Below are 12,942 nucleotides of genomic sequence, written 5' to 3'. Positions count from 1 at the left end.
GTTCATAAAGACCACAGTTTGAAACCACTATCAAAATGTAGCGCTGCCTTTTTGCGGTGCAAGAGCGGAACGCAGAGTGACGTCAAACCCCGGGGCTTTTATCAGGATCAAACCCTTCGAAGACCACTTGATCTGCATAGCGCGCGGCGATTTCGCGTTGTTCGCGTGTGCGCACGGTCCAGCACATGAGTGGAAGTTTGAAGACCGAGCGCAACAGGCTGGGGCCTGCTTTCGGCAGGTCCTTGACACCATAGGACACGAAATTCGGGCGTGTGCGCGGCGCGTGTAGAAGATGACGAAGAATGAACCGGTCAACACGGCTGAAGCTTACATAGGTGCGGCCTGGTTCCGCGCCATCTGCAACAATGCCGCGCAAGACCTCTCGATTGTGGTCTCGTGCAATCGAAAGCATGTCCGGATCGAAGGTTTTGATGCAAACCGGTCCATTGTATGCGGCAACCTGATCGACAACATGGCGCACAAAGTCGCCCTGCGCATCGCGGCGCATCAGCGATTTGATCTCAATAACAAGCGGAACCTTGCCTTCGACAAGTGAAAAAAGGTCCTGAAGCAACCAAAGCTTGTCGGTCCCCGTTTTCATATGGATCTTTTCGAGTGCCTTCGAACTGTAGTCGATGACCTTTCCAGATCCTTCGGCCAGCCGGTCAAGCGTGTAGTCGTGAAAAACCAGTGCTTCGCCGTCAGCAGTCTCTTGAATATCGACTTCGATCCCGAAAGACCTGTCGATAGCTTCCCGCACCGCAGAGGGTGAGTTTTCCATAATCCCGTTATCCGCATCGTGAAATCCACGATGCGCAATTGGACGGGCAAAGATAGCCTCAAGGTCGGGAGACATGAAATGAAATACCGTTTCGGCGTTTTGGTGGGAACTGTAGCTTAGTCGGCAATCTCGAAGATGGCTTCGATCTCGACGGCGGCGCCAAAGGGCAGGGAGGCTGCGCTAACTGCAGATCGGGCGTGGCGGCCCTTGTCGCCCATGGCTTCCACCAGGAAATCCGAGGCACCGTTGATGACCTGCGGTTGATCAGCAAACTCGCCGGTCGAATTGACGAAGCCGACGATTTTGACAAGTCGAACGACTTTCTCAAGGTCACCAGTGGCTGCTTTTGCCTGAGCAAGCAAATTGATGGCGCAAAGTTTTGCAGCATGTTTGCCTTCATCAACACCCAGTCCGTCGCCAAGCTTGCCGGTAACTTCTATCTTGCCGCCGCTCATTGGCAACTGCCCGGACACAAACAGCTGATTGCCCGTTTTTACGAAAGGCACGTAGTTGGCGGCAGGCGCAGCTGCTTCTGGAAGCGTAACGCCAAGGTCAGCGAGCCGGGTTTCGATGGTGCTGCTCATGTATGGTCTCCGCAGGATTTCGATCCGATTGTTGGTCGCGGTGTCTTCGCTCAATTTGGCGACCGGCACAAGATCAAATTTCCACGATGAGAATGGTGGCAAAATGCAAGGAAACAAACTGCAATTGCAGTCACAAAGCGGATTAATCCTGTGAGAACAGGATATGCAGCACACAAGTTTCCTATCGATTTGCGCATTCGCTGTAGCGAAATGCACCTTTTCCCGAATATGATAGTCCAAACGCATTGGCGGCCAGCGAACCGTCGGTGAAACATGAGGTTCTTGATGCAGACTGTCGTGAAATTTTCGTTCTGTGCCGCCGCGTTTCTGCTCTTGTCAGGGGTCATTAGCGCAACGCCCGTAGCTGCGGCCGGTGCGGCACCGGTCGGGACAAAGCTGGTCCCTCACAGGGCCGTCTACGACATGAAACTTGGCGACACGGAGGAGCAATCGGGCATCGCAGGGCTCTCGGGCCGCATGGTCTATGATTTTTCCGGAAATGCCTGTGAAGGCTACAGCGTCAATTTCCGGTTTGTGACCGAATTTCAAGATACCAGCGGTGGATCTCAAATCACCGATCTGCAAACAACTTCTTTCGAAGAGCCGGAAGCAGAGAGCTACCAGTTCCTGTCCAAGACTTATGTCGACCAGAAGCTTGTTGAAGAAACACGTGGCACTGCGCATTCCGGCGCGGAGGCGAAAAAGGTTGAGCTGAAGGAGCCTTCTGAAAAGTCACTCGAAATAAGCAATGAAGTGCTGTTCCCGACTGAACACCTGCTGTCGATCATGAAGTCTGCCAAGGATGGTATCCGTTTCGTCGCAGCTGATATTTATGATGGCGCGGAAACTGGCGAAAAGGTCTACGCCACGACATCCGTGATCGGAACGAAGGCGGTCAATTCTGTCAAATCGAATTCCAGCAGCGCCGATGCGCCCTTGTCGGGCATGAATTATTGGCCGGTGACGGTTGCCTATTTCGATCCCAGCACGGACGATGCATCCGGCGAACTGCTTCCTGTCTACCAGCTCTCCTTCTGGCTTTATGAGAACGGTATCAGCGGCCATCTGAAACTGGACTACGGTGATTTCACAATTCAGGGCACCATGACGTCTCTGGAACTCTACGACGAGACGGATTGCCAATAAGTGCAAGAGAGCTCTGTCGGTGGGTTACTTGTCATCCTTTGCCGCCTTGGCAGCATGCGTCAGACCCAGTTCAACAGCCGAATTGCCGAACTTGTCCCTTAGCCTGTCGACAGCGCGTTCAGCGCTTTTTCGCCGCTCGGCGGACTCGTCCAAAAGGTCCTGGGGGTCGGCTCTTTCGGCTGTTTCCAAATCACTGACACCAATGCCGATCAGGCGGAAGCGTCTGCCGTCTGTCTCGTTTTCGAGCAACGAAACACCGGCAGAGTAAATTCTATCAGCCAACTGTGTCGGATCTGTCAGATGTCGGGCTCTTGTGATGGTCTTATAGTCCGCCGTCTTGAGTTTCAGGGTTATGCCTCGACCGGAGAGGTCTGATTTTTTGAGACGCGCCGAGACCTTTTCGGACAGATCGCGCAGGATCGGGCGTAGGGTTTCGAAGCTGGAGATATCTGTTCTGAAAGTGGTTTCGGTCGATACGCTTTTGGCACCCCGCTGCGGCTTCACCAGTCTGCTGTCGTCACCCTGAGACAAGTGAGCAAGGCGCAGTCCGATAGAGCCGTATTTGCGCGCGAGATCTGCAGAATCCATCGTTTGCAGCTGACCGATCGTCCGAATGCCATCCTTTTCCAGTTTCTTTTGAAAAACCTTTCCAACGCCCCAGATCCGGCCCACCGGCATGCCCGCCAGAACGGACTTGGCCTCCGCAGCGCCGATCACCGAAAACCCGCGCGGTTTTTCAAGATCTGAAGCAAGTTTCGCCAGAAATTTGTTCGGTGCCAGGCCGACCGAAGCGCTGATACCGATATCTTCCTCAATTTCCCGAATGAATTTGGCGAGCGTTTCAGCAGGTGTTGCCCGATGTAAGCGCTCCGTTCCGGTAAGATCGAGAAAGGCTTCATCGATGGATAGCGGCTCCACCAACGGGGTAAGCGCACGCATGCGCTCTCGCATTTCTTTTCCGATTCTAGAGTACTTCTCCATGTTCGGCTTTATGACAATTGCGTCCGGGCAGGCCTCAAGAGCCTTGAACATCGGCATGGCGGAGCGAACACCGTAGATCCGTGCAATGTAACAACAGGTGGAGACGACGCCGCGTTGCCCGCCGCCCACGATCACCGGCTTGTCGAGAAGGTCCGGGTTGTCACGCTTTTCGATAGAGGCATAGAAGGCGTCGCAATCGATATGCGCTATGGACAAGACGTCGAGCTCCCCATGCTTGACCAGCCTCGGACTGCCACAAGCCGGGCACCGGTTCATATCTGCAGGCAGGCGCGTGACGCAGTCTCTGCAAAGCGCGGGAGCCAGGTTGGCTGAATGGGTGATGTCCGTCGACATGGATATCTCTGGTGCGGAAGCTGTGTACCAAGCTAGCTGGTTTTCGCCGCCGACAGAATACTGCTGATAAAGGTTTCCGTCTCCTGCCAATCTCCAGTCAACAGATCAACATGCTGCGCGCGCGTCATTGACGTCAGGAACCTAGGGTCGGCAATAAATTGGATCTGAATGGACGAGGGCAGGGAGGCATTCACCGAATTATGGTTGGTCGGGCTGTCGTCGATGAAGACGACTGGTGAGGGTCGGCCCGAGGCCAGGGCTGCGACAGCGCCGCCCTTTGGTCCGGAGTTTGTGAGCACCGGGTAGTTGAGACCCTTGGCTGCCAGAAGGTTCTCTCGAACCGGTTTGTTGTGTGCCCCTGGAAGATTTGTCAGCAACACAACGTCCCAATCATCGGAAAGGCTGTGAAGCGCCGTATCAGCGCCGGGAACAAGGTCCTGATGTGGGCTGACTTCATCAAAGAAACTCATGAGAAGCTGCTTCACCTCGGTCGCATTCAGCGACGTGCCGGTCTTCTTGCTACCGATATTTCCGGTCAGACGGTATTCGAATTTCAAAAACATCAGACCGTTGGAATGAAGATAGTCTTCCAGATGCGTTGTCAGATGCAAAATGACTTCATCGACATCACAGATAATCAGCGGCCTGCCTGACGCCGGCAAGGCGCGGATCTGGCTCAAAACCTCTGGAAGTACCGGTGTTGGTTCAGGCATGATCTTCCATGCCTCCGGTCAAGGCATACCGGGCGGCTGCGATCATGGTCGGGCGGATGCCGGCGTTCTCGCAAAAGGCAAGCAAAAGTGCCTCGTCCATCATGTAGAACTCCAGAACGCCTGCAAGAAATCCTGGTTCTCCTGCAGCTTCCCGAATCATTTCTGGGCCAATACCTGAAAAAGCCAGAAAACGGCCTATCTGTTCTGGCTCCCGGCTCAACTGCAGCAGTGCTTCAGTGGCAATTCCTTGTGCTTCTTCAACGGATAATGACTTTCCGTGTACATTTTTCATTGTGTTTTTTTGCCTTTCTGAAACGATTCCGGGTTAGAAGAAACCTAATGCGGACCAGGGAAGGGTTCCATAGCGGATCAGAAATGCCGCAAATTGAAAGATGGGACCGGCCCTGAGCCGGGCGAAGGGCCGGACTTATGGCAAAATCGGTGTTGATCGTCGAAGACAACGAGCTGAACATGAAATTGTTTCATGATCTGCTTGAGGCGCACGGTTACGACACTTTGCAGACACGGACCGGAATTGAAGCTCTCAAGCTTGCGCGGGAACATCATCCAGACCTTATCCTGATGGACATTCAGCTTCCGGAAGTTTCCGGGCTTGAGGTCACCAAATGGATCAAGGAAGACGAAGACATCTCGTCTATTCCCGTGATTGCGGTGACTGCATTCGCAATGAAGGGTGACGAAGAGCGTATTCGGCAGGGCGGGTGTGAGGCCTATATCTCAAAGCCTATCTCGGTTGCCAAGTTTCTGGAGACTGTGCGCACCTATCTGGGCGAAGCCTGATCAGCGCATCGAAAAATACTGCGTCAGCGAAAGATTTCGCAAAGACTTCGAGCAATCACCAGTTGTCGAAACCCGATCATGAGCTACGACTTTGGTCAATGAAAACGAGATTCGAGCTCACATTAAGGTTACGAATTTACTAAAACCGCATTGTTTCTGTGTATATTTTGCGGAATTTATTGCAATCAGGCAACAATACGGTACTGTGGCCGAAGATTAGGGATTTCCCTGATGGCCTTGTTGGCGCGGTTGTGATTGCCGCGACGTTAATCTGGCAATTAGTTTCCCCTCGGAGTGCTCAGGTCCGCCGCATCTCCTGGGTCCGTGGGGCAGGTCGGTTGGGAACCGGCCGATGAGTGGCCTCCTCGAATGCCGTGTTCCCGCCGACCACAAATTCTCTCAGAACATCAGGCTTATGACTTTGTGCGCCTTTTGCCGTGTGCGCGGGCGCGCCCAAAAAACAAAACCCGCCGAATTGGCGGGTTCCAGTCGTTCCATCATTCAAAACCAAATTACTTGATCTTGGCTTCCTTGAACTCGACGTGTTTTTTCGCAACCGGGTCGTATTTCTTCTTGACCATCTTTTCGGTCATCGTGCGGGAATTCTTCTTGGTGACATAGAAGAAGCCGGTGTCCGCCGTGGAGAGGAGCTTGATTTTGATTGTTGTCGCCTTGGCCATGGCCTTGGATCCTGTTCTCTTGTGTCGGGCAAACAATTCTCGCGGCCAGATTGGCTGGCGGTGAATCTACCCCAATGTCTGAAATCAGCGCGCAAAGTACTCATCAGGTTGCTAAAGTCAAGCGCTGCGTGCCGTCCCGGACGATTTTTAATGGGCAATGGCAATGCGCGCGCGTCGATACATGGGGATGTGTGTTGTCATGGCTGGAAATCCTAGTCGGATTTCGGTACTCGGTTGGCAATGGCCTTGATTTCAATCACGGCCCCATCTCGCACAAATCCAGCCACTTCAATTGCGGTCCAGGCCGGATAGGGTTCCTCGACATATTCCGCGCGTATCTGCTTGAAAAGTTCAAGATGCTCTTTCAGGCCAACGTGATAGGACGTCATTTCCACAAGCGCATTGTAGCTCAGGCCCGCTTTTGCAAGCACCAGTCCCACCTTACGGAAGGCCATGCGAATCTGTGTTTCAGGATCATCGGAAAGGTTTCCGTCAGCGTCGGCGCCGGTAAATCCCGAAAAGAACAGGAAATCCCCACAGGCCAGCCCGGGCGACATCTTCCAGTCGCGGTAATAACCCTCTAACTCGTCCGGAACGATAGCGCGGTCTTTCATGGAACAAGGCTCCATTTGTTGCAGCTGTTCAATTATAGCATTGCATCGGGAGATCCGTTGCCCGGAATTTCAAACACCTACAAAAGGTCACGTACAAATGCGCCGTTCCTAAAGTAATAGTAGGGGACGGGGGTGTCTGGAGACAGGTCTGGATCCGTTTCCAGACGGCTCTCCAGATCGGCCAGTATCTTCGTTGTGATCAGCGGCAGTTCTTTTTCCCGTGCCTCTTCAAGCGTGAGCCAGGCGCAGTCTTCCAACTCCCCTGAAGGACCTTTCCCATCTGGCAGTCGGTCGGCGATCGCATCGGCCCAGACCGAAAAGAAACGCGTGTCGAAGCGGCGAGGGCGTTTTGTCGGTGTGACGGCTCTGGCGATCATACGCAGGCCACCAAGGTCCGGCTGAATGCCACGTTCCATGAAGGCTTCGAAACCGGTGCCCAGCCGTTGAGAGGTTCCGTTGCCTTTCTGGCCGATGAAAAGCCCCGCTTCTTCATAGGTCTCTCGGATTGCCGCCAGCGCGAAGGCACGGACGCGCGCTTCGGTTTTGACCTTCTTCAAACCTTTCGAAAGACGCGCCTGAACGTCCGGATGATAGGGAAGCACATTCGCCACTCTGGAATCTGCCGGATCTACCCGCCCGCCGGGGAAAACGAATTTTCCGGGCATAAATGTGTGGCGCATGTGCCGACGGCCCATCAGCAGTCTGACGTCACCTGATCCGTCCCTGTCGAGGATAAGTAGTGTGGCGGCATCCTTCGGTCGAATGTATGGGTAATCGCCGGCTTTTTCGTCTTTTGCCAACTGCTTTTCAAAAGAACCGGTCATTGGGTGCCTTCGTGCCTTGCCGGCATGTCAACAACGAGCATGTCGTCTTCGGCTTCCGGATCGAAACCGTGCATGTAGAGGGCCCATTGCAAACCGACCAGCGCCCCTTTCACGGGTCGCATGAGAGCGAGTGCCAGGAAAACGGTGAGTGGTAACCAGATCGACATATGGATCCAGATTGCCGGGCGCCACATGACTTCGACAACCAGCAGGGCAGGAATAATGATGTGGCCGACAATCGTGATCGTGAAATATGGCGGTGCATCGTCAGCGCGATGATGATGAAACTCCTCACCACAGTTCGAGCAGGCATGGCGCGTTGTCAGGAAACCGTCAAAGATCTTTCCTTCGCCGCAGGCCATGCAACGATTGAACGCGCCCCGCATCATGGCCGGCATGACCGCGCGCCGCGGCTTTGCTGCCTTCTCAGGTGGTGCAGAAAGGTTTTCATTCAACTCATAGCGAACCGTCACTAGGCCCTCCTTCGGCTTTGCTTCCGTGTGGAGGACTTGTTGCGTCCGCCTTTGGGCGGACCGCGCCGCACCTTGGGTGCTGCTTTGCGAATACGTTTCCCGGCCATCCGTCCATGGCTGAGAATCTCGAATGTGAGAGCTCCGGCAAAGGGCGCAGCTTCAACAAGCCTGACTTCCACCTGATCGCCAAGTTGATAAGTCTCGCCGGTTTTGTCACCTATCAAGGCATGCGACCCTTCGTCGTAGCGATAATAGTCGACACCAATAGTCGATGCCGGAACAAATCCATCTGCACCTGTCTCTTCAAGGCGCACGAACAGTCCGGACTTTACGACACCGGCAATACGCCCTTGAAACGTCGCACCGATCTGATCGCTCATCCAAAGTGCGATCAGGCGATCGATGGTATCGCGCTCGGCAAGCATGGCCCGGCGTTCGGCCGATGATATTTCTGCACCGATTGCTTCGAGTTTGGCTTCAATGCCGTCTTGCAGGCCGTCATTGCCAAGGTCCAGGGCCGAAATGAGGCCGCGATGGACGATCAGATCCGCGTAGCGACGAATGGGAGAGGTGAAGTGAGCGTACCGACGCAGGTTCAGTCCGAAATGCCCGATATTTTGCGGCGTGTATTCGGCTTGCGCCTGACTGCGCAGGATCACCTCGTTGACCAGATGCGCTTGCGGCGTGTCCTTGACCTTTGCCAGAATTCCATTGAACACGGCAGGCCTCAATCCACCGGAGGATGGAAGCTTCATGTTCAAAGTCGACAGAAAGTCCTTGAGGCTTTCAAGCTTTTCCGGGGTTGATGCGTCGTGCACCCGGTAGAGCAGGGGCGTCTTCTTTTTTTCCAGTGTCTCTGCCGCCGCGACATTCGCCTGGATCATAAACTCTTCGATGAGTTTGTGTGCGTCGAGACGCTCAGGCACGTAGACATGGTCAACAGTGCCGTCAGGCTTCAGTTTGATCTTGCGCTCAGGCAGATCGAGTTCCAGTGGCTCTCTGGCCGTGCGGCCCTTCTTCAAGACCTGGTAAGCTGCCCAAAGAGGCTTCAGAACGCCTTCAAGGAGCGTTTCGGTCTTTTCGTCGGTGACACCGTCTATGGCCTTTTGGGCCTGCAGATAGGACAGCTTTGCGGCCGAGCGCATCAGGACCCGGTGAAAAGTGTGGCTGATCTTGCGCCCGGTCTTGTCAAAGACCATGCGCGCGCCCATTGCCGGCTTGTCTTCTTTTTCCCTGAGAGAGCAAAGCTGATTTGAAATGCGCTCCGGCAACATTGGGATGACGCGATCCGGGAAATAGACCGAATTTCCGCGCAAGTGCGCTTCGCGGTCCATCGGCGATCCTGGTGTCACATAGTAAGCAACATCGGCAATCGCGACATAAACGACGTGTCCGCCTGCATTCTGCGGATCGTTGTCCGGTTCTGCATAGACGGCGTCGTCGTGGTCCTTGGCATCGGGCGGGTCGATGGTGATCAATGGTACCTGGCGCCAGTCTTCACGTGTTCCCAGTTTTTCAACGGGTTTCGCACTGTCTGCCTGCTCAGTTACCGAGGACGGAAAGACGTGCGGAATGCCATGAGACTGCAGCGCAATCTCAGAAACAGCCTTTTCCGAGTTCATGGAACCGAACCGCTCGACAATGGATGCCCGCGGCTGACCATATCGACCGGACCTTGTCACCTGGACACTGACGAGGTCGCCGTCGTCAGCTTCCTTCATCTCTGCCGGGTCAACATCCAGTTCCCGTTGTTTTCGGTCTATCGGCTCCAAATACGCGGGACGATTGCCGTCGCGTTTGCGAAGAATGCCGAGGATGGCGCTCTGTCGCTTTTCCAGAACCCTGATGACACGGCCCACATGCTCCGCTTCCGGACCGGTCTCTGCTTCGGTCAGGCGGATCAGCGCCCTGTCTCCAACCCCGGCCTGCGTGTTTTTGGTCTTGCCGGTCAGGACAAGAATTTTTGGTGGCGCACCCGCTTCCTCGTCCCAATCAACCGGGGTTCCCAGAAGCTCGCCATCCCGGTCACGTGCGTTCAAACTGACGACAAAGACGGGAGGCAAGTCGCCTGGCCTGATCATGCGCTTGTTGCGTTTTTCAATCAGACCGTCATCTGCAAGATCCTTGAGCATTTTCTTGAGATGAATGCGCGCGCCGCCGATGATCCCGAAGTGACGCGCAATTTCCCGTTTGCCTGCGCGTCCCGGATTGTCGGCAACAAAAGCGAGAATGTCCTCACGGGAGGGCATTTCGCCGGGAACTTTGGCGTGCTTGCGTTTGGTATGTTTGCGCGTGTTAATGCGTTTTGCGCTCAAGAGGCGTCATCCCAGGGTACCTCGTCGGAAGAAGCATCCACTTTGGCCTTGGTCGCGGTTTTCTTTGGAGCTGTCTTCTTGGTCGTGGTTTTTTTAGCCGTGCTTTTCTTTGCAGCCGCCTTTTTCTTTCCGCCGCCCTTGGCGGCCTTGGCAGCGATCAATTCAAGCGCTTGTTCCAAGGTGACTGCTTTTGGATCTGAATCCTTTGGCAACGTGGCGTTGATTTTACCGTGTTTGACGTAAGGCCCATACCGTCCGTCATAGACATTGATGGGACCACCCTCGTCGGGGTGTTCGCCGAGTTCCTTCAGAGGCGTGGCCGCCGCCCCACGCCGACCGCCCCCTTTGGCACGTTTTTCGGCAAGCGCATCGACGGCACGGTTGATGCCGACGGAAAAGACCTCATCCGGTGTGGATAGATTGGCGTAGGTGCCTTCATGAAGGACGAATGGACCATATCGGCCGATACCGGCGCTTATCATCTTCCCGTCTTCCGGGTGCGGTCCAACTTCGCGCGGCAAGGACAAAAGCTGCAGAGCCTTGTCCAGGTCCATATCAGGCGCGGACCATCCCTTGGGCAGGGAGGAGCGTTTTGGCTTGGCTTCTGTGCCAAGTTGAACGTAGGGGCCGAAACGACCGGTTCTTAGGGAGACTTCCTGTCCGGTTTCGGGGTCGACACCCAAGACTTTCGGACCTTCATCTGCATCGCCGTCTTCGCCGCTCGGTTTGCCCAGCTGACGGGTGAAACCGCATTCGGGATAATTGGAACATCCGATAAATGCGCCCCAGCGGCTGACTTTCAGTGACAGTTGCCCGGTGTCGCATGACGGACATTTGCGCGGATCGGTGCCGTCTTCCTTGGGCGGGAAGATATGCGGACCAAGCAGTTCGTTCAGTGCGTCGATGACCTGCGCAACGCGCAGATCCTTGATTTCATCGACAGCGCCGGAAAAACCGGTCCAGAAGTCTCGCAAAACATCGAGCCAGGACAGCTCACCCGCTGAAATCTTGTCGAGTTTTTCTTCAAGACTCGCGGTGAAATCGAATTCGACATAGCGCTGGAAGAAACTTTCAAGGAACGCAATGACGATCCGGCCCTTGTCTTGGGGGACCAGCTGCTTCTTTTCGAGTTCGACATAATCGCGGTCGCGCAGCGTTTGCAGCGTCGAAGCGTAAGTCGATGGCCGGCCGATGCCAAGTTCTTCCATCTTCTTGACGAGACTTGCCTCGGTGTAGTGGGGCGGAGGCGTCGTAAAGTGCTGACTTGATTCGATCGCTTCTGTCGTTCCGTCGACGGAAGTCGCGCTTAATGAAGCGCCTTGATCGACTGGTGGAAGACGTTTGGAATTTTCGTCATCGTCATCGTCGCGGCCTTCCTGGTAAAGAGCCAGAAAACCGTCGAAGCGCACGACGGACCCTGTTGCGCGCAAGTTAGCGCGCTTGCCCGAGCCGTCCGCGACAATTTCTATGGTTGTGCGCTCCAGGACCGCGGATTCCATCTGCGACGCCATGGTGCGTTTCCAGATCAGTTCGTAAAGTCTGGCCTGGTCGGGGTCGAGAAACTGGGCAACATCCTTGGGTCGACGCGAGAGGTCGGTTGGTCGGATTGCCTCGTGCGCTTCCTGAGCATTCTTTGCCTTGGAGGAATAAACACGCGGCTTTTCGGGTACGTATTTATCACCGAAATCCTTGCCGATCACCGAGCGCGCAGCAGCAATTGCTTCTCCGGCAATCTGCACGCCATCGGTACGCATATAGGTGATCAGACCTGAGGTCTCACCGCCAATGGAAATGCCCTCATAAAGCTTCTGCGCCACCTGCATTGTACGGGATGCAGCAAACCCGAGTTTACGCGAAGCTTCCTGTTGCAGAGTGGACGTTGTGAACGGGGCGGCCGGGTTCCGTTTGGCGGGCTTGGAAGCAACACTGTCGACCTTGAAACTGGCGCTTTCCAGCATTGTCTTGATCGTGGTGGCTTCCGTCTCGTTTTTGACATCGAGACGGCCGATCTTCCGGCCGTCGAACCCGGTCAGTCCCGCCTGAAACATATCGCCGGCAGGTGTCTTCATATTGGCGAAGATCGACCAGTATTCCTGCGGCTCGAAGGTTTCGATCTCCATTTCCCGGTCGCAGATCAGTCTCAGGGCAACGGATTGAACCCGCCCGGCTGAACGCGCACCCGGCAATTTGCGCCACAAGACCGGAGACAGGGTGAAACCGACCAGATAGTCGAGCGCGCGGCGGGCAAGATAGGCATCGACAAGGGGTGCATCCAACTCGCGCGGATTGTCCATTGCTTCCAGGATGGCCTTCTTGGTGATCGCGTTAAAGACCACCCGTTCCACCTGCTTGTCCTTCAGGACACGTTTCTTCTGCAACACTTCAAGCACATGCCACGAGATCGCTTCGCCTTCCCGGTCGGGGTCGGTTGCGAGAATAAGGCGATCTGCTTCCTTGACTGCATTTGCAATCTCGGTCAGGCGTTTCTGGGACTTGGAGTCCACCTGCCAGCTCATGGAAAAATTGTCGTCCGGCAGCACCGAGCCGTCTTTCGCCGGCAGGTCGCGCACGTGGCCATAGGAAGCCAGAACAGTGTAATCGGAGCCTAGATATTTATTGATCGTCTTGGCTTTCGCCGGCGATTCCACAATGACGACGTTCATTCTTACCCAAATA

Annotated in this window: 13 protein-coding genes; 2 read left to right on the top strand and 11 right to left on the bottom strand. The window is 55.0% G+C overall.

Features of this window, described 5'->3' with window-relative positions; translation table 11 throughout:
• Positions 1 to 82 precede the first annotated feature (82 nt).
• Together FIV00_RS18845 and FIV00_RS18840 are read right to left on the bottom strand one after the other, a co-directional pair.
• Positions 83 to 781, bottom strand: coding sequence for a glycerophosphodiester phosphodiesterase family protein (locus FIV00_RS18845; RefSeq protein WP_209006614.1), 699 nt, complete (start codon positions 779 to 781; stop codon positions 83 to 85).
• A 116-nt stretch (positions 782 to 897) separates the two neighbouring features.
• Positions 898 to 1,365, bottom strand: coding sequence for a RidA family protein (locus tag FIV00_RS18840; protein ID WP_152502197.1), 468 nt, complete (start codon positions 1,363 to 1,365; stop codon positions 898 to 900).
• Positions 1,366 to 1,662: 297 nt separating this feature from the next.
• Between FIV00_RS18840 and FIV00_RS18835 the strand changes: the two genes are divergently transcribed.
• Positions 1,663 to 2,511 (top strand): cell envelope integrity EipB family protein, encoded by an 849-nt coding sequence (locus tag FIV00_RS18835; protein WP_209006613.1) that lies wholly within the window; start codon positions 1,663 to 1,665, stop codon positions 2,509 to 2,511.
• Positions 2,512 to 2,535: 24 nt separating this feature from the next.
• Here FIV00_RS18835 and FIV00_RS18830 read toward each other — a convergent pair whose 3' ends face one another.
• From FIV00_RS18830 to FIV00_RS18820, 3 genes are read right to left on the bottom strand one after another with little or no spacing between them, the layout of a single operon-like run.
• Complete coding sequence (locus FIV00_RS18830) at positions 2,536 to 3,846, bottom strand: DNA polymerase IV (protein WP_152502195.1); 1,311 nt, start codon at positions 3,844 to 3,846, stop codon at positions 2,536 to 2,538.
• Between the two features lie 32 nt (positions 3,847 to 3,878).
• Positions 3,879 to 4,559, bottom strand: coding sequence for a hypothetical protein (locus FIV00_RS18825; RefSeq protein WP_152502194.1), 681 nt, complete (start codon positions 4,557 to 4,559; stop codon positions 3,879 to 3,881).
• A complete protein-coding gene (locus FIV00_RS18820) occupies positions 4,552 to 4,851 on the bottom strand; it encodes a DUF3572 domain-containing protein (RefSeq protein ID WP_152502193.1) in 300 nt (99 codons plus the stop codon). Before FIV00_RS18820 ends, FIV00_RS18825 begins: the two co-directional genes overlap by 8 nt.
• A 137-nt stretch (positions 4,852 to 4,988) precedes the next feature.
• Here FIV00_RS18820 and FIV00_RS18815 point away from each other — a divergent pair, with 137 nt between their 5' ends.
• Positions 4,989 to 5,360, top strand: a complete 372-nt coding sequence (locus FIV00_RS18815; RefSeq protein WP_152502192.1) for a response regulator — start codon at positions 4,989 to 4,991, stop codon at positions 5,358 to 5,360.
• Positions 5,361 to 5,872: 512 nt separating this feature from the next.
• Here FIV00_RS18815 and rpmG read toward each other — a convergent pair.
• The 6 genes from rpmG to topA form a co-directional block, all read right to left on the bottom strand.
• Complete coding sequence (rpmG, locus tag FIV00_RS18810; RefSeq protein WP_055676652.1) at positions 5,873 to 6,040, bottom strand: 50S ribosomal protein L33; 168 nt, start codon at positions 6,038 to 6,040, stop codon at positions 5,873 to 5,875.
• A gap of 212 nt (positions 6,041 to 6,252) precedes the next feature.
• Positions 6,253 to 6,654 carry a RidA family protein gene (locus FIV00_RS18805; protein WP_152502191.1) on the bottom strand — a complete coding sequence of 134 codons (402 nt, stop codon included), beginning with the start codon at positions 6,652 to 6,654 and terminating at the stop codon, positions 6,253 to 6,255.
• Between the two features lie 77 nt (positions 6,655 to 6,731).
• Positions 6,732 to 7,478, bottom strand: coding sequence for an NUDIX hydrolase (locus FIV00_RS18800; RefSeq protein ID WP_152502190.1), 747 nt, complete (start codon positions 7,476 to 7,478; stop codon positions 6,732 to 6,734).
• Positions 7,475 to 7,951 (bottom strand): DUF983 domain-containing protein, encoded by a 477-nt coding sequence (locus FIV00_RS18795; protein ID WP_152502189.1) that lies wholly within the window; start codon positions 7,949 to 7,951, stop codon positions 7,475 to 7,477. The genes FIV00_RS18800 and FIV00_RS18795 overlap by 4 nt, the downstream gene beginning before the upstream one ends.
• Positions 7,951 to 10,200, bottom strand: coding sequence for a ribonuclease R (gene rnr, locus FIV00_RS18790; protein WP_152504329.1), 2,250 nt, complete (start codon positions 10,198 to 10,200; stop codon positions 7,951 to 7,953). Before rnr ends, FIV00_RS18795 begins: the two co-directional genes overlap by 1 nt.
• Before the next feature lie 62 nt (positions 10,201 to 10,262).
• Entirely contained in the window at positions 10,263 to 12,929 is a 2,667-nt protein-coding gene (gene topA / locus FIV00_RS18785) for a type I DNA topoisomerase (RefSeq protein ID WP_152502188.1), read from the bottom strand.
• Positions 12,930 to 12,942: the final 13 nt, after the last annotated feature.

This window comes from Labrenzia sp. THAF82 (genome assembly GCF_009363435.1).
Lineage (GTDB): Bacteria > Pseudomonadota > Alphaproteobacteria > Rhizobiales > Stappiaceae > Roseibium > Roseibium porphyridii.
Note: the sequence above shows the minus strand (reverse complement) of the source record. Positions and strands in the feature narration are given on the sequence as shown.